A 21,612-nucleotide genomic window follows, 5' to 3' on the forward strand; every position below is an offset into this window, starting at 1 on the left:
CCCTCGCTGGAGGAGGAGCGCCCGCCGGCGATCACGCCGCCATCTTCTTCCACAGCTGCGTCTCGATGCCGACGGCGGCCTTCACGTGCGGGCGCGCGTGCATTCGCGCAAGATAGTCGACGAGTTCGGGCCACTGCGCGATATCGACGCCGGCAGAGCGAAGCAGCATCAAGGCCCAGGCGAGATGCGCGTCGGCGACCGTGAAGCGGTCGCCGACGAGATAGTCGCGACCATTGAGGCGCGCGGCGGCGACCGACACGGTTTGCCCGATCCGTTCGCGCGCGCTGGCCTTCGATGCATCGTCCTTGTACCAGAAGGTCGGAAACAGGAAGCCTTTGTGGATCTCGGTGCCGATGAAGCTCAGCCATTCCTGCAGGCGATAGCGGTCCAGGTCGCCCGGCGGCGGCGCGAGACCGAACTCGGGCTTCCGATCGGCGATATACTGCAGCACGGCCGCGCTTTCGGTCAGCCGCTCGCCGTTCTCAAGAACCAGTACCGGCACCGCACCCTTCTGTGACACCACGCGAAAATCGCTGTCGTCGTCCAGCACCTTCTTGGTCCAGATATGGGCAAGGTGGTAACGCGCCTCGATGCCGGCTTCCATCAACGCGATGCGGCTGGCGAGCGAGCAGGCCATGGGAAAGAAATAGAGCTGGAGCATATTGCATCCTCAGGCGAGGGCGTTGCCGCGGGCGATGATCGCGAAGCGGTCGGACAGTTCGGCGAGGGCGACGTCGTGAATGAGCTTGGCTGCAATCGTGCCGCCAGTGCCGTCGGGCAGGTCGCGGGTGGCGCAGCTGTCTGCGTCGATGGTGGTGCGGAAGCCGAGATCGAGCGCGGCGCGGGCGGTCGAGCTCACGCACATATGCGTCATGAAGCCGGCGAGCACGAGCTCCTTGCGGCCGGTCGCGGCAAGCTGCGCGTTGAGGTCGGTGCCGGCGAAGGCGTTCGGCAATTGCTTCTCGATCACGATCTCGCCGGGCCGCGGCGCCAGCGGCGCGACGATCGCACCCCGCTCCGCGCTGCGATCGAACAGGCTTCCCGGCGCTCCCTTGTGCGCGATGTGGATGATCGCGGCGCCGCTTTCGCGCGCGCGGGAGAGCAATGCAGCTGCGCGCGCAATCGCGGGTTTGGCGTCGCGCAAGGCGAGGGGACCGGCGAGATATTCGTTCTGGATATCGATCAGCACGAGGCAGCTGTCGCCGAGGCGGGGCGGGGTGAGGTCGATACCGGCAAGCTGCATCAGCGTTTTGGCTGCGGTCATGGTCCTGAGAACTCCGGAGGGTGCGTCCTGTGAAAATATAGCCGCGGACCGGCCTGCCGTTATGCAGGGATATTGCAGCCGGCGGCTGCGTTATTGCAGGCGGGCCAGGCACGATGTAGCCTGTCACCATGAACTGGGACGACCTTCGCATCATCGCGGCCGTCAGGGACGAGGGCACCTATGCCGGCGCCAGCGCGCGGCTGCGGATCGACGAGACCACGGTCGGCCGCCGGCTGGCGCGGATCGAGCGTGCGCTCGGGCTGCGGCTGTTCGAGGCCGCCGACGGCATCCGCAAGCCGACCCGGCAGTGCGACGTGGTGCTCGCGCATATCCAGGCGATGGCGGCGCATGCCGAGGAGATCGGGCGGATCGGCGAAAGCCTGCCCGGCCCGGTCGGCCGGCTGCGCATCGCCTCCACCAACGCGATCGCGGAGGAGGTGCTGGCGCCGCGCACCGGCGAATTGCTGCGCGCCCATCCGGGCCTGACGTTGCAGTTTCTGACGTCGAGCGAGAATGTCAAATTCTCGCGCTGGGAAGCCGATCTCGCGATCCGCCTGCGCAAGCCCGACAAGGGCGACTTCGCAATCTCGAAGCTCGCCGAGGTCAGGCTGTATTTCTTCGAGCCGGTCGCGACGACGGCGGGAGAGGCGGTGACGTGCGCCTATCCCGACGAACTCGGAGGGATTCCGGAAATGCAGTTCCTGCGCGGAAAGCGGCTTCGTGCGCGCTGCGTGACCGACAATGTTCGCATCATCCACAAGCTGATCCAGTCGCATCAAGCGGTAGGTGTGCTGCCGGAGCATAGTTGCGTGGACCTGATGTCCGATCGCCGTCTGCGCGCCACGCTGCTGCCGAAGCGGCGCGACGTCTGGCTTCTGGTGCAAAGCCATCTCAAGCGCGATGCGGCAACGCGCGTGACCATCGACTGGCTGCGCGGCTGTTTTCAGGACGTCGCGCGCAGTGGGTGAGGTGGACGGAAGAACATCTCTTTTGCCGCTGTCCTTGCTCGCGCTCCGCGGCGCCGCCGGTGAGCCCCTCAGATCTCGGCCTTCAGCTTCGCGAAGGCATCCTGGACGTACGTCGTGAGCTTGCGCTTGCGGCCCTGCTCGATCCATTTGTCGACGGCGAGACGAAGCGTTCCGATCGAGACCATCGCGACGAGACGGAGCGGCTCGCGGCGTTCCTTGTCTGGCCATATCTCGCAGAGGGCCTCGAAAACCACCTGTTCGCGCCGCAGATTATTGCCGTACCTGCTGGCGCTTAACGCCTCGCTCTGCCGGATCAGGCGAATGATCGCCATGAGTCGAGAGGTCTCGAAACGGGCAGCGACGTCGAGCAGCGCTTCGCGGACGACATCGATCGGCGAACCGGCGGCGGCATGTCCCAGGACTGACGCCCTGAGCTCGTCATCATAGCCGGCAAGATGCCCGAGCAGGATGTCGTCCTTGCTCTTGAAATAATAGAAGAAGGTTCGGCGCGAGATGCCGGCCGCGGCCGCGATCTCGTCCAGCGTCGTTGCCTCGTAGCCCTTGGCAAGAAACAACTCGATGCCGACCTCGGCGATATGCTGAAGCGTCTGCCGGCGATTGCGCTCGCGCAGGCCTTCGGGTTTCGAGAGGGGGTCGGGCATCAGCCGCTTCTCTCATCAGGATGAAATCAGGAGCCGGCGGTCACGCCTTAAAACCGCCCAACACGAAATTTACACCAAGTGTAATATTTACACCAAGTGTAAGTCAGTGGGGCTCCAGTGACAACCTGCTCGCGCGTAGGCCGGATCAAACTGATTCCGGAGGCAAATGGATTCGCGAACGGGCGGGGGCGCAACTGCGGGGCTGGGCGGCGGCGACGTTGCTCGGTCTGCTGGTCCCGGGCTGCGCGACGGCGACACTGGATCAGGCCGGTTCACTCCGCTCCTACGACAATATGGAGCAATCGGACGGGATGCTGACTCGTTCGAAGCTGCGGGTGAGCAAGGAAGAGGTGCTGGCAGCGAAGACAATCAGGATCGTGCCCACCGTGTTCTCGGACGGAACGGCAGTGCCCTTCACGGCTGCGCAGCGCAGGCTCGTCACCAACGCCGCCGACCGCGCATTGTGTGCGGGCCTGAGCGAACGCTTCTACGTGGTTGCGTCAGAGCCCGCCGACCTGACCGTTCACGCCGTCATCACGCATGTGGTGCCGACCGATCCGACGGCAGTCGGCGTCTCCAAAGGTGTGTCGGTGGCGAAGACGATTCTGTTGCCCGGCGTGCCGGTGCCCGTTCCGCGCATTCCAGTGGGGCTCGGCAGCCTGTCGCTTGAAGCCGAGGCGCGTGATCCGGCCGGACAGCAGAAGGCGGCGATGGTCTGGGGCCGCGCGGCCAATGCCTTCGACAGCGGCCGGATGTCGGAGGAGGGCGATGCGTACGGCCTTGCGGCATCGTTCGGCGGCGATTTCAGCCAGATGCTGGTCACCGGCGTGACGCCGTTCGGCGGCGTGCCATCGATGCCCTCGATGCAGCGGCTGGGCTTCCTGCTCGGCGGCGCGCCGAAATATCCGGCCTGCGAAGCGTTCGGACGCGCGCCGGGTCTCGTCGGCATGGTCGGCGACAGCGCCGGCGTGCCGCCGGATTGGACCGACAAGGGACCGGTTGCAGCGAAGGTGGAGTGAGGCGGCCGGCACGCTTACGAATGTTCGCGTGCACACGGCTGTAACGGGGCACCGCCAAGGCACAATTCGCATATCCTGCTCCGGGCGGACGACCGCAAAACAGAGTGCCACCCCGGACAGATTGCGGTAACGTCGGTTTACCGTGGTCCGGAATTCGGCCAGCCGTCAGCCCGTCGGTGGTGCCAATGCAACAGATTGCGGAATGGCTCGAGAAACTGGGGCTTGGGCAATACGCGCTGCGTTTTGCCGAGAACGGGATCGACCTTGGCGTTCTTCCCGAATTGACGGATGAAGACTTCGACAGGCTCGGGGTCCTGCTCGGCCACCGCCGCAAGATGCTGCGTGCGATCGCCGATTTCAATCAAGCCGAACTGATCGCCGCGCCGGTTTCACCGCACGATGCCGAGCGCCGCCACCTCACTGTGATGTTCTGCGACCTGGTCGGCTCGACGGCATTGTCGGCGCGTCTCGATCCCGAGGACATGTGGGAGGTGATCCGCGCCTATCGCGCAGCCTGTGCACGGGTGATCACGACATACGACGGCGTCGTTGCCAGATTTATCGGCGATGGGATCCTCGCTTATTTCGGCTATCCCCGTGCCCACGAGGATGACGCGGAGCGCGCGGTGCGCGCCGGCCTCGATGTCATCGCCGCAATCGGCAAGCTCGAGACCCGCGCGGAAGGGGGAGTTGCGGTACGGATCGCGATCGCAAGCGGGCTTGTCGTGGTCGGCGACCTCGTCTCCGGCGGCGCATCGGAGGAGCAGGCGCTGGTCGGCGATGCGCCGAACATCGCGGCGCGGTTGCAGAGCCTGGCGGAGCCGGGCGTGGTCGTCGTGGCCTCCTCGACACGCCGGCTGCTCGGCAATCTGTTCACGCTTCGCAACCTCGGTCGCCGCGAGGTCAAGGGGATCTCCGAGCCGATCGCGGTGTGGGCCGTCGAAGGCGAGCCGGCATCGGAAAGCCGTTTCGAGGCGGTGCGGACCGCGCGCTCGATCGGCTTTGTCGGCCGCAAGGCGGAGATCGAATTTGCATTGTCGCGCCAGCAACTGGCGTGGCAGGGCCAGGGCCAGGCAGTGCTGATATCGGGCGAAGCGGGCATCGGCAAATCCCGCATCGTGGCGATGCTCTCCGACAGCCTCGTGCCCGCGACGTACCGCCGGGTGCGCTATCAATGCTCGCCCTATCATACCAACAGCGCGCTGCATCCCTTCGTCGCCCAGCTCGAGCGTGCCGCTGGCATCAGGTCGGAAGATGTGCCGGAGCAGAAGCTGGACAAGCTCGAGGCCATGCTGGCGCTCGGGACGCAGCATGTGCCCAGCGTGACACCGCTGATCGCGGCGCTGCTGTCGATCCCGACCGGTGACCGCTATCCGCCGGTCGGCCTGAGCCCGGCGCAGCAACGGCGGCAGACATTCGCAGCGCTGCTCGACCAGCTCGAGGGCCTTGCCCGGCAGCAGCCGGTGCTTGTCGTCTGCGAAGACATGCATTGGGCCGATGCCACGTCGCTCGAATTGCTCGACCTCGCGGTCGACCGGATCAGGGGACTGCCGATCCTTATGCTGATGACGTTCAGGCCCGAGTTCGAACCGCCGTGGGCGGGGCTCGCCAATGTCAGTCTGCTGCGGCTGGATCGGCTCGATCGGCAGGACACGCGCGCCCTGATCGAGCAGGTGACTGTCGGCCGGTTGCTACCCGGCGAGATGATGACACAGATCATCGAGCGGACGGATGGTGTCCCGCTGTTCGTCGAGGAGCTGACCAAGATGGTCATGGAATCGGGGCTGCTCGTCGAGAATGCCGGACGCTACCGCCTCGACAATCCGCTGCCGCCGCTGGCGATCCCGGCGACGCTGCAGGACTCGTTGATGGCCCGGCTCGACCGCCTGGCGCCGGTCAAGGAGGTGGCGCAGATCGGCGCAGCGATCGGCCGTGAGTTCTCATACGCGCTGCTGCGCAGCGTGGCCGGTCGCGATGATCTGACGCTTGCCGCGGCGCTCGCCCAGCTCGAGGAGGCGGAGTTGCTGTTGCGTCGGGGCACGCCGCCGGATTCTAGCTACAGTTTCAGGCACGCATTGGTCCAGGAAGCGGCTTACGAGAGCTTGCTCAAGAGCCGCCGGCAATTGCTCCACAAGCAGATCGGCGATGTGCTGCGCGCCAAGTTTGCCGAGATCGCCGAGATCGAGCCGGAAGTCGTTGCGTATCATTTCACCGAGGCGGGGCTCGGCCAGACTGCGCTGGCGTGGTGGCGCAAAGCCGGTCAGCAGGCGCTGAAGCGCTCGGCCTATTGCGAGGCGATCGCACATCTCGGCAAGGCGGTCGCCATCGCCGATGAACTGCCCGACGAGCGGGGTCGGATGATCGGCCGGCTCCATCTGCAAATCGCCTACGGCCGCGCGCTGCGGGGCAGCCTTGGGCACAGCGCCCCCGCGACGGTGGCCGCCTGGACGCGAGCCCGGCGGTTCGCCTCTGACATTGACGATCCAATTGAACTGGCGCCGATCCAGTCGGGCCTCTTCAACGCCTGCTTGACCCACGGTGAGCTCGCGCCGATGCGGGAGTTGGCGGAGGCGATCATGGGCGCGGCGGAACGGCATCCGGAATCGCCGGTGGCGACGATCGTCGCGGGCTGGACCAGCGGAGTGACCTGCTGGTTTGCGGGCGACTACCTGAGCGCGGGCATCCATCTCGAGAAGGCGTTCGCTGCCTATGCGACCGAGCCGGATCCGGCAACGTTCAAGGCGTCGACGCTCGATCTGCCGTTCGTCATCATGAGATTTCTGGCGCTCGTGCTCTGGCCGCGTGGCGAGATCGATCGAGCCCGGCAGCTCGCGGGTGCAGCGGTGAGCGTCTCCGGAGAACAGCGCGCGCTCGCGCGTGCCAATGCGCTGGTTCACAAGGCCGTTTTCGACGGGCTGTGCGGCAGCCGGTTGCGGCAGACCGAGACGATCCTTGCCCTCGGACTGGCGCAGGATCACACGATGCCGCTGTATGTCGCCGCCGGCACCTATCTCAATGGTTTGGCAAAGTGGCGTGCCGGCGACCTGGAGGCAGGTCTCGCGGAGATGCAGCGCGGCTGGACATTGCTTCACGAGAACGACTGCTACCTCTGTGATCCCTTCTGGGGACTGCATATCGCGGTGGCGAACGCGGAGGCAGGGCATGTCGAGGCGGGGCTCGACATCATCAACGAGCTGATCGACGCGACGGAGCAGTCCGGGCAGCACTGGCTGGATGCCGAGCTGTACCGTGTGTTGGGCGAGCTGCGGTCGCGTCGCGACACCCCCGACATTTCCGGCGCCGAGGATGCCTTCCACCGCGCCCTCGAGATTGCGCGAAGGCAACAGACCAGGACGTTCGAGCTGCGCGGCGCGCTGGGACTTGCACGTCTTTACAGCCGCAGCGGCCGGGCAGAGGAGATATCTCAATTGTTGGCGCCGTTGCTCGCCGGCTTCGATGCGGCGCTCGATCTTGCCGAAATCAAGGACGCGCAGGAACTGCTCATGCGAGCGTGGCCGGATCGCCACTCGCGCGCGTCCTGACGGGTGCCGCAGTGGAGCAGTCACATCGCGTCCGCCCATCTTCCTGAGCCCGCGCAAGTGGTGAAAGAGCCGGTTCGAATGTCGCGCGCGGCGCTTGCGGTGCGAAACTGGAACTCTTGGGCTCGGCGAAGTTCTTGGGTTCCGAAGTTCTACGGGGCAACAATGCGCATTTTGCTATTGCGTCCGGCGGCGCATTTGCATCTAACTCTTGGGACGCGGCCGCAGAGAATTCCGTCGTGTGGTCAAGCGTTTGGAATTCGTTTTTGAGCTTGTGTCCGAATGAGTTTGCCGTGCGACCCTTCATGACGTTCCCGCAGGTAGGCATTTCCGGCGGAACGCGTAACCGCCTTCTCGCAACACTGTCGGCGGCGGATTTGGACCTCCTGAGGCCCGAACTTGAGACGGTCGCGCTCGAACAGGATGCTGTCCTGGCGCGCGCCGGTGACGAGATCGACTACGTCTTCTTTCCCCACAGCGGGGCGATCTTGCTGATGATCGACATGGCGGACGGGCACACGGTCGCCACCGGTGTGGTCGGAAGCGAGGGGGCCGTAGGCAGTCTTTCGGTGCTTGGGGCGTCTCCGTCAGGCATTACCGCAGTCGTTCGTGCGGCCGGTACGGCGTCGCGGGTTCCCGCGGCGCGCTTTCATGCAGCTTTCGGCCGCAGTCCCGGGATCCGGCAGGCGATCCAAAAGCACGTCAGATCGATGCTGATCCAGTTTCAGCTTGGCTCCGCCTGCAATGCGCTCCACCCGGTCGAAGCGCGGATGGCGCGCTGGCTGCTCCAGCTTCGCGACCGCGTCGACAGCGACGTTCTTCCGCTCACCCAGCAGGCGCTGTCGCAAATTCTCGGCGTACGACGAACAACGGTGACGTTGCTGATGCGCAATCTGCGCAAGCGCGGTGCGATCAGATCCGATCAACGAGGCCGGATCGAGATCGACCGGGCGCGGCTGTTGGCGGCGGCGTGCGAATGCCACCGCGTCATGCGTCTGGAGGCCGAGCAGATCTTCTCAGGCGACAAGGTCCGGACCGGAGCAACGGCGCTCGCCGACGATCCGCGCATCTCGGAAATCGAGGCGGACGACGCCGTGTGAGCGCGCTCCCGGCGCGATCAGTTTCCTGGCCGCCGATCAGGCGCCCGCGCGGGGCGGGACGCCGTCTCGAGCTTGGCAATCTCACGCAGCACCTTCGCCGTCTGGCGCAACTCATTGCGCTCCGGGCCCGGCTTCAGCCGTCGTGCTTCATCGAGAAAGTCCTTGGCCTGCAGCAGCCAGGCAGACGTTTCCGTCGAGATCTGCACATGCGCCATGGCGTCCCTCCATCGCGATCATCAATCGTGGCGGCCACTCTTCAGGCCGGTGAACCGGCGCTGCGGCGCCCCCGGATGCGGATGCTCGGCTCGTCGACCCAGGCGTCTCGCGCAAACCAGGCGTGATCGGCGCGGCAAAATGGACAGAGGGTGCGCGAGAAGAACACCGTTCTGCGCCGGAAGCTTTCGCGATCGGTTTCGATTCCGGTGGAAATCGCGTGTCCGGTTTGCGGACATCTGACCATGACCATGCCCATGTGAGCCTCCCTCCCATATTGCTCTTTTGCTTTTTTGGAAAAGCTCCGGCCGGTTGGATTGGCCTCAGGTCGGTGCGGGTACTTGGGGGGCATCGCGCACCTGCGGCTTTTGACGGAGCATCGGGCAGTGGGGGCTGCATGCTCGTCACTGGGCTTCATCCAACCGGCCAGATCCCTCCTCGAACGAATCCTCGATGTGAGTTGAACGCTTCTCTAGGCAGCTTCGCGGAGAACCGCGGCGAAGCGTTGCCTGGCTGGTTCGCGGGCTTGCGTTGCGCCCGTCTGGTCGGACTGTTGGCTCGACAACAGCATTGCGAAGCGACGCCTGCCGTTCACCGTGACTTTCGTTTGGCTTTCACTCACCAGACAGCCTCCCTCTCAAGCGAAAGCATTCTCCGCGACGCCTGCTCGCGTCGCGGGAGCTGACGCTCCGTATTCGATTCGGATTTTTGAGTGACTTTCGATTTCGTCCCGAGCTTACTGTGCGGGACGAAGGCGGGGTTGTCGGTTCGGTTTGCGACTCTCGCCGATAATTTTTTTAGAATGTCAACTCAACTAACATATGTTTATGGAGAGTGCTGTGCATAAGCAACGTTGCCGTGGGCAGCAACGTGCCTGCTTCCGCGCGAGGCTGCGCAGATCGTCCAACCTGAGCGTGCTGCAACACGTGCGTCGTTGACCGCCCAAAACAAAAACCCCGGCATCGCTGCCGGGGTTTTGCATTTCGTAAATTGTCCGAGTGGCTGGACCTTAGAAGTCCATGCCGCCCATGCCGCCGCCCGGAGGCATTGCGGGGCCGCCGGCGTTCTTCTTCGGCAGCTCGGCAACCATCGCTTCCGTGGTGATCAGCAGCGCGGCAACCGAGGCAGCGTTCTGGATCGCGGTACGGACGACCTTGGTCGGGTCGATGATGCCCTTCTTGACGAGGTCGGCATACTCGCCGGTCTGGGAGTCGAAGCCGTAATTGTAGGCCTTGTTCTCCAGGATCTTGCCGACGATGACCGAACCGTCTTCACCGGCGTTGATCGCGATCTGGCGAGCCGGGGAGGACAGCGCCTTGCGCACGATCTCGACGCCGGTCTTCTGGTCGTCGTTCTTGGTGCGCAGGCCCTTGAGCTGCTCGGAAGCACGGAGCAGGGCGACGCCGCCGCCCGGGACGATGCCTTCCTCGACAGCCGCGCGGGTCGCATGCATCGCGTCATCAACGCGATCCTTGCGCTCCTTCACCTCGACCTCGGTCGCGCCGCCGACGCGGATCACCGCGACGCCGCCTGCGAGCTTGGCGAGACGCTCCTGCAGCTTCTCACGGTCGTAGTCCGAGGTGGTCTCCTCGATCTGCGCCTTGATCTGGGCAACGCGGGCGTCGATGTCGGCCTTCTTGCCGGCGCCGTTGACGATCGTGGTGTTTTCCTTGTCGATCATCACCTTCTTGGCGCGACCGAGCATCTGCAGCGTGACGTTCTCGAGCTTGATGCCGAGGTCTTCCGAGATGGCCTGGCCGCCGGTCAGGATCGCGATGTCCTGCAGCATGGCCTTGCGGCGATCGCCGAAGCCCGGAGCCTTGACGGCCGCGACCTTCAGGCCGCCACGCAGGCGGTTGACGACGAGGGTGGCGAGGGCTTCGCCTTCGACGTCTTCGGCGACGATGACCAGCGGCTTGCCGGTCTGCACCACGGCCTCGAGCAGCGGCAGCAGCTCGTTCAGCGAGGAGAGCTTCTTCTCGTTGATGAGGATGTAGGCGTCGTCCATCTCAACGCGCATCTTGTCGGCGTTGGTGACGAAGTAGGGCGAGATGTAGCCGCGGTCGAACTGCATGCCCTCGACGACGTCGAGCTCGGTCTCGAGCGACTTGGCTTCCTCGACCGTGATCACGCCCTCGTTGCCGACCTTCTTCATGGCGTCGGCGAGGAACTTGCCGATCTCGGCATCGCCGTTGGCCGAAATGGTGCCGACCTGGGCGATTTCATCGTTCGAGGTGACCTTCTTCGAGTTCTTCTGGAGGTCCGCAACGACGGCTTCGACCGCGAGGTCGATACCGCGCTTCAGGTCCATCGGGTTCATGCCGGCGGCAACCGACTTGGCGCCTTCACGCACGATCGCCTGGGCGAGCACGGTGGCGGTGGTGGTGCCGTCGCCGGCCGCGTCAGCGGACTTGGAGGCGACTTCGCGCACCATCTGCGCGCCCATGTTCTCGAACTTGTCCTCGAGCTCGATCTCCTTGGCGACGGTGACGCCGTCCTTGGTGATGCGGGGAGCGCCGAACGACTTCTCGAGCACGACGTTGCGGCCCTTCGGGCCGAGAGTGACCTTCACCGCGTTGGCGAGGATATCGACGCCGCGCAGCATCTTGTCGCGCGCATCGACGGAGAATTTGACTTCTTTAGCTGCCATCTGAATTTTCCTTGAGATTTACCTGGGAGGGAAAGAGGCGCTTAGGCCGCCTTCTTCTTGGAAGCGGGGACGTCGAGCACGCCCATGACGTCGCTTTCCTTCATGATCAGCAGGTCTTCACCGTCGATCTTGACCTCGGTGCCGGACCACTTGCCGAACAGGACGCGGTCGCCGACCTTGAGGTCGATCGGGATCAGCTTGCCGGCTTCGTCGCGGCCGCCCGGGCCGACGGCGATGACTTCGCCCTGCGAGGGCTTTTCCTTGGCACTGTCCGGAATGATGATGCCGCCAGCAGTCTTCTCTTCGGCGTCGATGCGCTTGACCACGACGCGGTCGTGAAGCGGACGGAATTTCATGCAGTCCTCCTAAACGTTTGCATATGCTGTAGATTTTTGGAGTGTTAGCAGTCCAGCCCAGCGAGTGCCAGACTGGCTGAGCAGGAGATAGGCCAAGCCCGGGCGGCGGGCAAGTGGCTCTAGCAGAAAAATTGGCACTCGCGAATGACGGCTGCCAGCATCATTTCGGCATCCTTAATGCCGCCCGGCAGGGGCACCGGACTATTAGCAGATGCGGTAAGCTGCTGCTAACGCAAGAAATTTCAACAACCTATTAAACATTTGGGCTTGAGATGGGTTAGTCGCGTGCGTCACATTTCTCTCATGTGAGCGCATCCATTGCCGGTGGTCCGGCGGGGGTCGGCCGCCATCTGAATGCGCTCCGTCACAGGAGGTTGGCATGGTCTCGCGAGTTGGTGGGGGTGTTTCCGACGATTTCCGGAAGCAGTTGTTGGGGTATGGGCTGACGACGGCGCAAATCCTGTATCGGATGCCGGATCATCCCTCGTTGCTGCAAACCTATGTCTGGCAGAATTACGACCTGTTTCCGAAATTTCCGGCGCTGCAGGATTTCCTCGCCTTCTGGCAGGAGAAGCTCGAAGGCCCGCTGTTTTCGGTAACGGTGGCGCATTCCAAGCTGGTCAAGCCGGCCGAACTGCGCGCCGTCGACGGCGTGTTCCGGTTGCATTGATCCGCAAGGGGGCAAGGCGCGCGGCTTGCGCCTTTGCCCGCCTCGCACAGCGCGACTTGTGTTAGCCTCTATCAGTCACAAGAAGACGGGAGGCGAACAATGGCCAAGAAGACGGCATCGAGATCCGCAGCCAAGACCGCGGTGAAGAAGAAATGGTCGGGGCTCGGCGCCGGCGCCAAGAAATCGTCGGCGAAATCGTCGGCGCGCAAGACCATCAAGTCCAAGGGCCGCGTCTCGGCGGCCAAGAAGAGCGCGCCCAAGACAGCAACCAAGACAGCAACCAAGGCACGGCCGAAGCAGCGCGTCGCCATCAGCCATCACCGCGAAGAGGATTTCAAGGCCGACGGGCTGCGCGCCTACGCCAAGTATCGCGATCTTGGCATCGCCGCCGCCTCGCATGGCCTTGCGCAGGCGCACGTCATCCGGCTGCAGGGTCCGTGCAATCCGGACGAGGTCTCGAAGCTGCACTTCCACGACGTCGACTTCCAGATGGTCTATGTGCTCAAGGGCTGGGTGAAGACCTACATGGAAGGCGAGGGCGAGACGCTGATGAAAGAGGGCAGCGCCTGGACCCAGCCGCCGCGCATCCGGCACATGATCCTGGACTATTCCGACGACGTCGAACTGCTGGAGGTGATCCTGCCGGCCGAGTTCAAGACGGTGGAGCTGAAGGCGTAAGTCTCGCTGCGTCATGGCCGGGCTTGACGGCATCGTAGCCCGGATGGAGCGAAGCGAAATCCGGGATTCGCGCCCGCAGTCGGACGGCCCCGAATTGCGCTGCGCTTCATCGGGGCTACGGCGCTGTCATCATCCCCACGATCGCGCCCATCAGGCAGGTCGTCAGCGTGCCCGAGACGATCGATTTCGGTCCGAGCGCGTTGATCTCGTCGCGCCGTACACAGCGCGTCCGGAGAACGTCCCGAAGGGCGGACGCGCCTTCCTCCCGCCGCGTTGTCAGGTCTCATAGATTTCGCGCACTCACCAAATTGACTAGCCGTCTCGCTCTATATGGCTATGGAACTCCATCTCAGCTTTGGCAAGGATGTGCACGAAGATCAGTTGGGCCGACGAATACAAGGACCAATGCTGCAATAGCTTGGCAAACATCTCTTTCTTTTCGATCGCTTCATCGTAATAGTCCCAACGGCCGCTTGCTTTCAGCTTGGCTTCAAGTCCTGTCACGCCATCCGGTGCACGCCGGGTGTGATAGCGGGCGAGTTCATCGATGATCGTTTGGGTTTGTTCTTGACAGTCGTACTGCTCCTGCAGGCGCAGAAGTAGCTTTTCGATCATGCCCTTTTTGGCCTCGACGACTATGTGTTTGTCGCGACCAATAATATCACCCTGAGCTTGCGCGCCAGTCTGGGTGGTAATCGTGCTGTGGCCGGTGGCGACGCTCATGTGGATCGTCTTGTCCGCGCCGTGTTAGCGCTTGTCCCGACCGACGATGTCTCCTCCAGCTCGCGCGCGAGATTGATCGGTGGCCGTTCCTTCCCGATCAGCCCGAACTGTTTTTGTGAGCTTCAGCGTCAACAGCGCTCCGCCCAATCCGCCTGCGACTAAGCCACCAAGGAAATTCCACAAATCGAAGTTCACGAGCGATTCCCCCAAAGCAATGACGATAGCAATTGCCCGCTTTTTTTGCACGCTGCAACAGTTTAAGGTTGTGCACAGCGAAGTAGTCGAGCGGTGTCATTGCACCGTTAGGCTGAGGCTGAGCGCCGGCGCTGCGTGCCGACAATAGCTAGCCAAAGGACTGCGTTGAGGCCGGGCACGCCGGTTTCGTAGTCGCATGGAGCGAAGCGCAATCCGGGAATCGCGCACGCGGGCCGAGCGGCCCCGGATTGCGCTGCGCTCCATCCGGGCTACGGGTGCGTCATCATCCCCACGATCGCGCCCATCAGGCAGGTCGTCAGCGTGCCCGAGACGATCGACTTCAGCCCGAGCGCGTTGATCTCGTCGCGCCGTTCGGGCGCCATGATGCCGAGGCCGCCGATCATGATGCCGAGGCTCGCGAAGTTGGCAAAGCCGCACATCGCGTAGAGCATGATCAGCCGCGAGCGTGGGTCGAGCACGTCGGGGCCGAGCTTCGACAGTTCGACATAGGCGATCAGCTCGTTCAGCACGGTCTTGGTGCCCATCAGGCTTCCCGCCGTGATCGCCTGCGGCCATGGCAGGCCCATCAGCCAGCACACCGGCGCCATGACGTAGCCGAGCAGCCGCTGGAGCGAGATCTTCGCGCCGCCAACCTCCGGCAGCAGGCCGATGATCGCATTCGCTAGATAGACCAGCGCGACCAGGACCAAGAGCATCGCGATGATGTTCATCAGCAGCTCGAGCCCGGCGGCGGTACCCTTCACGATCGCGTCCATCGTCGATGACACCTGGACATCGGGATCGTCGAGCGACCCGCCGGTGCGCTTGTCCGACGTTTCCGGCACCATGATCAGGCTCACTAAAATTGCGGCCGGCGCGCCCAGCACCGAGGCGATGACGAAATGCGCGGCCGCATCCGATATCAGCGGCGCGAGCAGCGTGGCGTACAGCACCAGCACGGTGCCGGCGATCCCGGCCATGCCGCCGGTCATCACCAGAAACAATTCGCTGCGGGTCAGCTGCGCCAGATAGGGGCGGATGAAGAGCGGGGCTTCCACCATGCCGAGGAAGATATTGGCGGCGGTCGAGAGCCCGACCGCGCCGCCGACGCCGAGCGTGCGCTCGAGAATCCAGGCCATGCCGCGCACCACAGGCGGCAGCACGCGCCAATAGAACAACAGCGTCGTCAGCACGCTCATGACCAGCACGATCGGGAGTGCCTGGAAGGCAAGGATGAAATCCGAGCCCGGCGCCTTGGGATCGAAGGGCGCCGGGCCGCCGCCGACATAGCCGAACACGAAGGCGGTGCCGGCGCGCGTCGCAGCCGCGATGGTGCCGACGGCATCGTTGATCGCCCCGAAGGCCTGCGTCACCAGCGGCACCTTGATCAGCACCAGCGCGGTGACGACCGTGACGACGAGCCCGACCGCCGCCTGTCGCAGCGACACCTTCAGGCGATTCTCGCTCAACGCCCAGGCGATCACGAGCAACGCCACCACGCCGAACGCCGATTGCAACTGCAGCATCACGCCCCCAAGAACCCTCGGGCGATTATGAGCAGGGGCCCCGCGCAGCGCAATGCTGTTGCGCGTTCATCCCGAATCCATTGACAAGTTGCAGGGGCTCAGTCACGCAATCATCCATGTCCTCTGCCACGCCGGCCGGCGCCCGCGATCTGCTCGGCCACAGACCGTTCCTGTTCTTCTTGTCGTCGCGCAGCCTGTCGCGCTTCTCCAGCCAGATCGGCGCGGTGGCGATCGGCTGGCAGATCTATGATCTGACTGGGAGCGCGTTCGATCTCGGCATGGTTGGACTGGTGCAGTTCCTGCCGACTGCGCTCCTGGTGTTCGTCGCCGGCCACGCCGCCGACCGCTTCGAGCGCAAGCGTGTGGTGCAGGCCTGCCAGGCCGCGGAAGCGCTGACCGCATTGTTTCTCGCCGGAAGCACATTTGCCGGCACCATCTCCGAGATCCAGATCTTTGCTGCGACCTTCGTGCTCGGAATCGCCGGCGCGTTCGAGAGCCCCGCGACTGCCGCGCTGCTGCCGCTGATCGCGCCGCAAGGCTCGCTGCAGCGGGCGACCGCGATCTCGAGCGGCGCTGCCCAGGTCGCGCCCATCACCGGACCCGCGCTCGGCGGCTTCGCCTATGCGATGATGCCGAGCGCGCCCTACGGCATCATGATGGTGTTCTGGCTGTTCGGCGCGCTGCTCACCGGCGGCATCGGTCGGCTGCAGCAGGCGGCGGCGAAGAACGGCGAGGTGTCGGATGACCTGTATGCCGGCGTCACCTTCGTTCGCAGCAATCCGGCGATCCTCGGCACCATCTCGCTCGATTTGTTCGCGGTGCTGTTCGGCGGCGTCACGGCGCTGCTGCCGATCTATGCGCGCGACATCCTGCAAACCGGCCCGCTTGGGCTCGGCATCCTGCGCGCCGCGCCCGCGGTCGGCGCGCTGTTGATGACGATGGTACTGGCGCGGCACAGCATCAACCGCCGCGTCGGCATGCGGATGTTCCAGGCGGTGATCGTGTTCGGCGTCGCGACGGTGGTGTTCGCGCTGTCGCACTGGATGTGGCTGTCGGCGCTGGCGCTCGCGGTGCTCGGCGCCGCCGACACGATCAGCGTCGTGATCCGCTTCTCGCTGGTGCAGCTTGCAACCCCCGACGAGATGCGCGGCCGCGTCGGCGCGGTGAACTTCCTGTTCATCAACGCGTCGAACCAGCTCGGCCAGTTCGAGAGCGGCGTCACCGCGGCGCTGCTCGGCACCGTGCCGTCAGCCGTGCTCGGCGGCGTCGCGACGGTCGCGATCGCGCTGCTCTGGATGAAGCTGTTCCCGACGCTGCGGGACGTCGAGAAGCTGGAGTAGGCTTCTCCCTACCTCGCCCCGCTCGCGGGGAGAGGTCGACGCGAAGCGTCGGGTGAGGGGGACTCTCCGCGAATTATTCTGACACCGGCTTCGCTGAAGCAGCCCCTCACCCCAACCCTCTCCCCGCAAGAGCGGGGCGAGGGAGCAGATGCGAGGGCGCTTGCATGATTTCGGAATAATGGAAAAATACCGCTGATTTGCCCGACGTGTCAAGTTGCGGTGTCGAACGCCGGCTTCCTTTGCATGGGGTTGTTTTCGGTATTTTGACCGCGCGCCCATGCGAGGCATGGCCGGGACAAGGGCGGAGCGGAAGCGACGCCGTCCTTCGGACGGCTATGCCCGGCTGTGCCGTGGTGTAGTGCTGCCGAAAGCGGAAAAGGGAGATCAGCCCCGCCCGACGAACGGCATCTTGGTCGCCATGACCGTCATGAACAGCACGTTGGCGTCGAGCGGCAGGCCGGCCATGTAGGCAACGGCGTCGCCGACCGCCTTGGCGTCCATGCGCGGCTCGTGCTTGGTGGTGCCGTCCGGCTGCAGCACGCCGGGGCCGTTGACCATGCGATCGGTCATCGGGGTCGCGGCGTTGCCGATATCGACCTGGCCGACCGCGATGTCATACATGCGGCCGTCGAGGTTGGAGGCTTTTGTCAGGCCGGTGATGGCGTGCTTGGTCGAGGTGTAGGCCGCCGAGAACGGCCGCGGCGCGTGCGCCGAGATCGAGCCGTTGTTGATGATGCGGCCGCCGCGCGGCGTCTGGTCCTTCATGATGCGGAAGGCGTGCTGGGTGCACAGGAACGGCGCGGTGAGGTTGGTGTTGACCACGGCCTGCCACTGCTCGAGCGGCAGATCCTCGAAATTCACCGGCGGTGCGCCCATGCCGGCATTGTTGAAGAGCACGTCGAGCCGGCCGTAGGTCGCCTTCACCTTGTCGAACAGCGCGGCGATCGCGGCCGGATTGGCCATGTCGGCCGAGACGCACAGGCTCTTGCCGGCGGGACCGAGCTTGGCGGTCTCTTCCAGCATCTCGATGCGGCGCCCGGCCAGCACGACGGTGTAGCCCTTGTCCATCAAAGCGAGCGATGCGGCGCGTCCGACACCGGTGCCGGCGCCGGTCACGAGCGCGATCTTGTTGGTTGCTTCGGTCATCTCCGAGTTTCCTCTTACCTGGTTTTTGCTTCGGTTTCGTTCTTGTAGGGTGGGCGTGGAATGTTCTGGTGCGCCGCGCGCAGCGCAGCCGACCAGCGCGAGCGCAGATCGTGGAAATAGGGCTCGCCGGCCTCGATGCGGTGGTTGAGATCCGCCTCGCAGGCGTCGGTGCGCACCACCAGCACGTCGATCGGCAGGCCGACGCCGAGATTGGAGCGCATCGTCGAATCCATCGAGATCAGGCCCGTTTTGAGCGCCTCATAGAGCTCGACGTCGTAATGCATGGCGCGGTCGAGCACCGGCTTGCCGTATTTGTGCTCGCCGATCTGCAAATAGGGCGTGTCGGTGGTGCATTCGATGAAGTTGCCGGCGGTGTAGACCATGAACAGGCGCATCCGCGAGCCCTTGATCTGGCCGCCGAACAGGAACGAGACGTCGAAGGAGATGTCTTCGGAACGCAATGCATCGCCCTCGGTGGCATGCACCGACCGGATGGCGCGGCCGATCCGCTGCGCCGCCTGGAACATGGTCGGCGCGTTCATCAGCGTCTCGAGCTCGCCGGTGTGCGGATCTTCCATGCCCTCGGTCAGGGTCGACAGCACCGACTGGCTGATCGCGAGATTCCCGGCGCTGGCGATCGCCATGATGCGGTCGCCGGGCTTTTCGAAGATGTGCAGCTTGCGGAAGGTCGAGACGTTGTCGAGACCGGCATTGGTGCGGGTATCGGCGATCATGACGAGGCCGTCGCGCACCAGAATTCCGCAGCAATAGGTCATTTGCAGTCCTCAAACGGTCCGAGTTTCTCGGCGCCAAACGTGTAGCCAATTTCGAGGTCGCATCCAACCCTAATTCCCCGTGACGGGACATGCGGTGGCCGGTCAAAAGGGGGCCGGCGACGGTCCGTGCAAGGCCCTTTTCCACCGCTGGCCGCCTGAGAATCCCGTCCTTGCCCCAGCCTCGTTCTGCGTTGCACGCAGCCGGCAATGATCTGCACTCCCGTGTCATTGCGGGGCACCTGGCGTTGTGGTCGACTGCCCACAACCGACAACAACAAGAAATTCCGGGAGGCGAGAATGTCGTTCAAGCTGGCCACGTGCATCATGGCATTGGGCGCAGCAGTGATGGCTGCGAGCCCTGCATCGGCGCAGAAGAAGGGCGGCACCTTGCGGCTCTATCACAACGACAATCCGCCCTCGACATCGCTGCTTGAGGAATCCACCATCGCCTCGGTGATGCCGTTCGCGGCGGTCTTCAACAACCTCGTGGTGTTCGATCCGGCCAAGGTGCATGAAAGCATCGACACCGTGATCCCCGATCTTGCCGAGAGCTGGTCGTGGGACCAGACCAACACAAAGCTCACCTTCAAGCTGCATCACGGCGTGAAGTGGCATGACGGCCAGCCGTTCACGGCCAAGGACGTGCAATGCACCTGGCGGATGCTGATCGGCAAGAGCGAGACCCAGGACTCCAAAACCCAGGACTTCAAGCGCAATCCGCGCAAGGTCTGGTATTCGAAGCTCAAGGACGTCGGCATCAACGGCGACGATGAAGCGACCTTCGAGCTGACCGAGCCGCAGCCCGGCCTGCTGGCGCTGCTCGCCAGCGCGTTCTCGGTGGTCTATCCCTGCCACGTGCCGCAGCAGGTGATGCGCACCAAGCCAATCGGCACCGGGCCGTTCAAATTCGTCGAATTCCGGCGCGGGGATTCGATCCGCCTCGTCCGCAATCCCGATTACTTCAAGAAGGATCGGCCGCATCTCGACGAGATCACGGTGCGCTCGATCGACAGCCGCGCCACGCGCATGCTGGCGTTCGCGACCGGCGACTATGACATCACCTTTCCGTCCGACGTCAGCATTCCTCTGATGAAGGACGTCAAGGCGCGGGCCCCGAATGCGATCTGCGAGATGACGTCGACCAATTTGCAGATCAATCTCTTGGTCAACCGCGTCAATCCGCCGTTCGACAATCCGGAGATCCGCAAGGCGATGTCGCTGGCGCTCGATCGCAACGCCTTCAACACTATCCTGTTCGAAGGCACCGGCCGGCTCGGCGGCGCGATGCAGGCCAAGCCGGAAGGCGAGTGGGGTATGCCGCCGGAGATATTGTCGACGCTGATGGGCTACGGCGCGGATGCCGAGAAGAATCTCGCGGACGCGCAGGCGATCATGCAGAAGCTCGGCTACAGCGACGCCAAGCCGCTGGCGATCAAGATCCAGACCCGCAATCTACCGACCTATCGCGACCCGGCGGTGATCCTCGCCGACCAGCTCAAGAAGATCTACATCGTCGCCGAGCTCGATATCCTCGACACGCCGCGCTGGTATTCGCGGCTGCAACGCAAGGATTACACGATCGGCCTCAACGTCACCGGCGTCAGCGTCGACGATCCCGACGGCAATCTGGTCGAGAACTATTCCTGCAACTCCGAGCGCAACTATACGCAATATTGCAATGCCGAGGTCGACAGGCTGCTGGCTGCGCAGTCGCGCGAGGTCGACAAGGACAAGCGCCGCAAGATCGTGTTCGACATTGAGCGCCTGCTGGTCGCCGACGCGGCGCGGCCGGTCATCCTGCACTCATCGGCCGGCAATTGCTGGCAGCCCTATGTGAGGAATTTTCATCCGCACGACAACAGCCAGTACAACAATCTGCGCTTCGAGGATGTCTGGCTGGATAAATAACGCATGCAGTTCCGCCGACGACGACGCGAGCCGTCGCCTTGCGCGCGCGCAGAACTCGCGCGGACCGCCGGGGGCCAGAATAGCGACGGCACCCGTCGCTCAAGCCGCGCAGAGATCCGTCAGAGCATCCGAAGCCGCTACGGAAGCTCGGCGATCAGCTTGGTCCACTCGGCCTCGGGCCAGGCCCGGGAGGTGCAGGTCCGTATGTTTCCCTGAGAACTGAGGGCAAGCGCGAGCTTCGTGATGTTGTCGCCGAGCGGCGCTTCGGCAAGGAGAAGGATGTCATGCTCGCCGGAGGTGAGATAGACCTCCTTGATTTCGACACCGAGCGTCTTGGCGAGTTCTCTCGCGGCTCGGCTGCGCTTGGGCGCGTCCTTGACGTTACGAATTCCCTGGTCGGTCCAGTCGATCCTCACTATGAATGTCGCCATGTCGTCCTCCAAGGGTTACGCATTCCCTTGTCTGCCGCGTGTGCAGCAGGCCAACCTGCTTCATGTTGAAGTTGAGGGAGCGCCACATAAGGCAGGCGCTGCGTTCAGACTGAGATGCCTGCCGACGGCTGACCGCTGCCCGTTCCGTCAAACGGAGACGTCGGCCCGTCCCGTCTCAAAGGGCAGCTCGGCGCAGATTACGCCATGTCGCTCGCCCGAGAAAGAGGGCTCGCCGCGTTGTGATCGCAAACGCAGTGGCAAGGCACGGTGTTCGCCCGAAATTCACGTAAGCGAAAACACTGCGTCGAGATCACGCGCTCTGCACAAGGATGAGGGCCACAGCGGGCCTGCCGTGCAGCACTTGGTGCAGGTCGTCAGGCGCAAGTCAGCTGGGCCTGCACCCAGAGCGAAGTTACGGCGGTATTGCATCGTCGCGGCTCGAACACCA

Annotated in this window: 20 protein-coding genes; 8 read left to right on the forward strand and 12 right to left on the reverse strand. The window is 64.1% G+C overall.

Annotated elements, in window-relative coordinates; genetic code table 11:
• Positions 1–31: 31 nt before the first annotated feature.
• Positions 32–661, reverse strand: coding sequence for a glutathione binding-like protein (locus AC066Y_RS33015; protein ID WP_478277528.1), 630 nt, complete (start codon positions 659–661; stop codon positions 32–34).
• Between the two features lie 9 nt (positions 662–670).
• Positions 671–1,264: a cysteine hydrolase family protein gene (locus AC066Y_RS33020; RefSeq protein ID WP_478277529.1), complete on the reverse strand. Its 594-nt coding sequence runs from the start codon at positions 1,262–1,264 to the stop codon at positions 671–673.
• A gap of 128 nt (positions 1,265–1,392) precedes the next feature.
• Here AC066Y_RS33020 and AC066Y_RS33025 point away from each other — a divergent pair, with 128 nt between their 5' ends.
• Positions 1,393–2,232 (forward strand): LysR family transcriptional regulator, encoded by an 840-nt coding sequence (locus AC066Y_RS33025; RefSeq protein WP_478277530.1) that lies wholly within the window; start codon positions 1,393–1,395, stop codon positions 2,230–2,232.
• Between the two features lie 68 nt (positions 2,233–2,300).
• Here the strand turns inward: AC066Y_RS33025 and AC066Y_RS33030 are convergent, their stop codons facing one another.
• Positions 2,301–2,894: a TetR/AcrR family transcriptional regulator gene (locus tag AC066Y_RS33030; protein WP_478277531.1), complete on the reverse strand. Its 594-nt coding sequence runs from the start codon at positions 2,892–2,894 to the stop codon at positions 2,301–2,303.
• Positions 2,895–3,112: 218 nt separating this feature from the next.
• On the opposite strand from AC066Y_RS33030, the gene AC066Y_RS33035 reads away from it, so the two are divergent.
• The 3 genes from AC066Y_RS33035 to AC066Y_RS33045 all read left to right on the forward strand — a co-directional run bounded on the left by AC066Y_RS33035 (position 3,113) and on the right by AC066Y_RS33045 (position 8,552).
• Positions 3,113–3,913 (forward strand): DUF3313 domain-containing protein, encoded by an 801-nt coding sequence (locus AC066Y_RS33035; protein WP_478277532.1) that lies wholly within the window; start codon positions 3,113–3,115, stop codon positions 3,911–3,913.
• Positions 3,914–4,098: 185 nt separating this feature from the next.
• Positions 4,099–7,455 (forward strand): adenylate/guanylate cyclase domain-containing protein, encoded by a 3,357-nt coding sequence (locus tag AC066Y_RS33040; protein ID WP_478277533.1) that lies wholly within the window; start codon positions 4,099–4,101, stop codon positions 7,453–7,455.
• 302 nt (positions 7,456–7,757) lie between these two features.
• Positions 7,758–8,552 carry a Crp/Fnr family transcriptional regulator gene (locus AC066Y_RS33045; RefSeq protein ID WP_478277534.1) on the forward strand — a complete coding sequence of 265 codons (795 nt, stop codon included), beginning with the start codon at positions 7,758–7,760 and terminating at the stop codon, positions 8,550–8,552.
• 17 nt (positions 8,553–8,569) lie between these two features.
• Here the strand turns inward: AC066Y_RS33045 and AC066Y_RS33050 are convergent, their stop codons facing one another.
• From AC066Y_RS33050 to AC066Y_RS33065, 4 genes are all read right to left on the reverse strand, one after another.
• The gene (locus tag AC066Y_RS33050) at positions 8,570–8,767 is read right to left on the reverse strand and encodes a hypothetical protein (RefSeq protein ID WP_106327108.1); all 198 of its coding nucleotides are present in this window, start codon (positions 8,765–8,767) and stop codon (positions 8,570–8,572) included.
• 41 nt (positions 8,768–8,808) lie between these two features.
• Positions 8,809–9,024, reverse strand: coding sequence for a hypothetical protein (locus AC066Y_RS33055; RefSeq protein ID WP_478277535.1), 216 nt, complete (start codon positions 9,022–9,024; stop codon positions 8,809–8,811).
• Between the two features lie 750 nt (positions 9,025–9,774).
• Positions 9,775–11,415 carry a chaperonin GroEL gene (gene groL / locus AC066Y_RS33060; protein WP_456762211.1) on the reverse strand — a complete coding sequence of 547 codons (1,641 nt, stop codon included), beginning with the start codon at positions 11,413–11,415 and terminating at the stop codon, positions 9,775–9,777.
• Positions 11,416–11,456: 41 nt separating this feature from the next.
• Positions 11,457–11,771, reverse strand: a complete 315-nt coding sequence (locus AC066Y_RS33065; protein ID WP_106329499.1) for a co-chaperone GroES — start codon at positions 11,769–11,771, stop codon at positions 11,457–11,459.
• A gap of 379 nt (positions 11,772–12,150) precedes the next feature.
• Here AC066Y_RS33065 and AC066Y_RS33070 point away from each other — a divergent pair, with 379 nt between their 5' ends.
• Together AC066Y_RS33070 and AC066Y_RS33075 are read left to right on the forward strand one after the other, a co-directional pair.
• Positions 12,151–12,441 carry an usg protein gene (locus AC066Y_RS33070; protein WP_456762212.1) on the forward strand — a complete coding sequence of 97 codons (291 nt, stop codon included), beginning with the start codon at positions 12,151–12,153 and terminating at the stop codon, positions 12,439–12,441.
• 99 nt (positions 12,442–12,540) lie between these two features.
• Positions 12,541–13,119 carry a cupin domain-containing protein gene (locus tag AC066Y_RS33075; RefSeq protein WP_478277536.1) on the forward strand — a complete coding sequence of 193 codons (579 nt, stop codon included), beginning with the start codon at positions 12,541–12,543 and terminating at the stop codon, positions 13,117–13,119.
• A 312-nt stretch (positions 13,120–13,431) separates the two neighbouring features.
• Here AC066Y_RS33075 and AC066Y_RS33080 read toward each other — a convergent pair whose 3' ends face one another.
• Positions 13,432–13,842 (reverse strand): ABC-three component system protein, encoded by a 411-nt coding sequence (locus tag AC066Y_RS33080; protein WP_478277537.1) that lies wholly within the window; start codon positions 13,840–13,842, stop codon positions 13,432–13,434.
• Positions 13,843–14,306: 464 nt separating this feature from the next.
• Positions 14,307–15,563 (reverse strand): NupC/NupG family nucleoside CNT transporter, encoded by a 1,257-nt coding sequence (locus AC066Y_RS33085; RefSeq protein ID WP_478277538.1) that lies wholly within the window; start codon positions 15,561–15,563, stop codon positions 14,307–14,309.
• Positions 15,564–15,679: 116 nt separating this feature from the next.
• Between AC066Y_RS33085 and AC066Y_RS33090 the strand changes: the two genes are divergently transcribed.
• Positions 15,680–16,903 (forward strand): MFS transporter, encoded by a 1,224-nt coding sequence (locus AC066Y_RS33090; protein ID WP_478277539.1) that lies wholly within the window; start codon positions 15,680–15,682, stop codon positions 16,901–16,903.
• Positions 16,904–17,287: 384 nt separating this feature from the next.
• Here the strand turns inward: AC066Y_RS33090 and AC066Y_RS33095 are convergent, their stop codons facing one another.
• Both AC066Y_RS33095 and AC066Y_RS33100 read right to left on the reverse strand, forming a co-directional pair.
• Positions 17,288–18,049, reverse strand: a complete 762-nt coding sequence (locus AC066Y_RS33095) for an SDR family oxidoreductase (protein ID WP_478277540.1) — start codon at positions 18,047–18,049, stop codon at positions 17,288–17,290.
• A gap of 14 nt (positions 18,050–18,063) precedes the next feature.
• On the reverse strand, positions 18,064–18,825 hold the full coding sequence (locus AC066Y_RS33100) for a proteasome-type protease (protein WP_478277541.1): 762 nt from the start codon (positions 18,823–18,825) through the stop codon (positions 18,064–18,066).
• A gap of 297 nt (positions 18,826–19,122) precedes the next feature.
• Here AC066Y_RS33100 and AC066Y_RS33105 point away from each other — a divergent pair, with 297 nt between their 5' ends.
• Entirely contained in the window at positions 19,123–20,733 is a 1,611-nt protein-coding gene (locus AC066Y_RS33105; RefSeq protein WP_478277542.1) for an ABC transporter substrate-binding protein, read from the forward strand.
• Positions 20,734–20,870: 137 nt separating this feature from the next.
• Here the strand turns inward: AC066Y_RS33105 and AC066Y_RS33110 are convergent, their stop codons facing one another.
• Entirely contained in the window at positions 20,871–21,164 is a 294-nt protein-coding gene (locus AC066Y_RS33110) for a GYD domain-containing protein (RefSeq protein WP_478277543.1), read from the reverse strand.
• Positions 21,165–21,612: the final 448 nt, after the last annotated feature.

Source organism: Bradyrhizobium sp. USDA3010 (assembly GCF_056429065.1).

Excerpts from the sequence above, each read along its gene's own strand:
- AC066Y_RS33110 (WP_478277543.1), bottom strand. The coding sequence starts at position 21,164 with ATGGCGACATTCATAGTGAGGATCGACTGGACCGACCAGGGAATTCGT.
- AC066Y_RS33040 (WP_478277533.1), top strand. The coding sequence starts at position 4,099 with ATGCAACAGATTGCGGAATGGCTCGAGAAACTGGGGCTTGGGCAATAC.
- AC066Y_RS33055 (WP_478277535.1), bottom strand. The coding sequence starts at position 9,024 with ATGGGCATGGTCATGGTCAGATGTCCGCAAACCGGACACGCGATTTCC.
- AC066Y_RS33095 (WP_478277540.1), bottom strand. The coding sequence starts at position 18,049 with ATGACCGAAGCAACCAACAAGATCGCGCTCGTGACCGGCGCCGGCACC.
- AC066Y_RS33105 (WP_478277542.1), top strand. The coding sequence starts at position 19,123 with ATGTCGTTCAAGCTGGCCACGTGCATCATGGCATTGGGCGCAGCAGTG.
- AC066Y_RS33090 (WP_478277539.1), top strand. The coding sequence starts at position 15,680 with ATGTCCTCTGCCACGCCGGCCGGCGCCCGCGATCTGCTCGGCCACAGA.
- AC066Y_RS33020 (WP_478277529.1), bottom strand. The coding sequence starts at position 1,264 with ATGACCGCAGCCAAAACGCTGATGCAGCTTGCCGGTATCGACCTCACC.
- AC066Y_RS33065 (WP_106329499.1), bottom strand. The coding sequence starts at position 11,771 with ATGAAATTCCGTCCGCTTCACGACCGCGTCGTGGTCAAGCGCATCGAC.
- AC066Y_RS33075 (WP_478277536.1), top strand. The coding sequence starts at position 12,541 with ATGGCCAAGAAGACGGCATCGAGATCCGCAGCCAAGACCGCGGTGAAG.
- AC066Y_RS33025 (WP_478277530.1), top strand. The coding sequence starts at position 1,393 with ATGAACTGGGACGACCTTCGCATCATCGCGGCCGTCAGGGACGAGGGC.
- AC066Y_RS33070 (WP_456762212.1), top strand. The coding sequence starts at position 12,151 with ATGGTCTCGCGAGTTGGTGGGGGTGTTTCCGACGATTTCCGGAAGCAG.
- AC066Y_RS33015 (WP_478277528.1), bottom strand. The coding sequence starts at position 661 with ATGCTCCAGCTCTATTTCTTTCCCATGGCCTGCTCGCTCGCCAGCCGC.
- AC066Y_RS33030 (WP_478277531.1), bottom strand. The coding sequence starts at position 2,894 with ATGCCCGACCCCCTCTCGAAACCCGAAGGCCTGCGCGAGCGCAATCGC.
- AC066Y_RS33100 (WP_478277541.1), bottom strand. The coding sequence starts at position 18,825 with ATGACCTATTGCTGCGGAATTCTGGTGCGCGACGGCCTCGTCATGATC.
- AC066Y_RS33050 (WP_106327108.1), bottom strand. The coding sequence starts at position 8,767 with ATGGCGCATGTGCAGATCTCGACGGAAACGTCTGCCTGGCTGCTGCAG.
- AC066Y_RS33045 (WP_478277534.1), top strand. The coding sequence starts at position 7,758 with ATGACGTTCCCGCAGGTAGGCATTTCCGGCGGAACGCGTAACCGCCTT.
- AC066Y_RS33080 (WP_478277537.1), bottom strand. The coding sequence starts at position 13,842 with ATGAGCGTCGCCACCGGCCACAGCACGATTACCACCCAGACTGGCGCG.
- groL (WP_456762211.1), bottom strand. The coding sequence starts at position 11,415 with ATGGCAGCTAAAGAAGTCAAATTCTCCGTCGATGCGCGCGACAAGATG.
- AC066Y_RS33085 (WP_478277538.1), bottom strand. The coding sequence starts at position 15,563 with ATGCTGCAGTTGCAATCGGCGTTCGGCGTGGTGGCGTTGCTCGTGATC.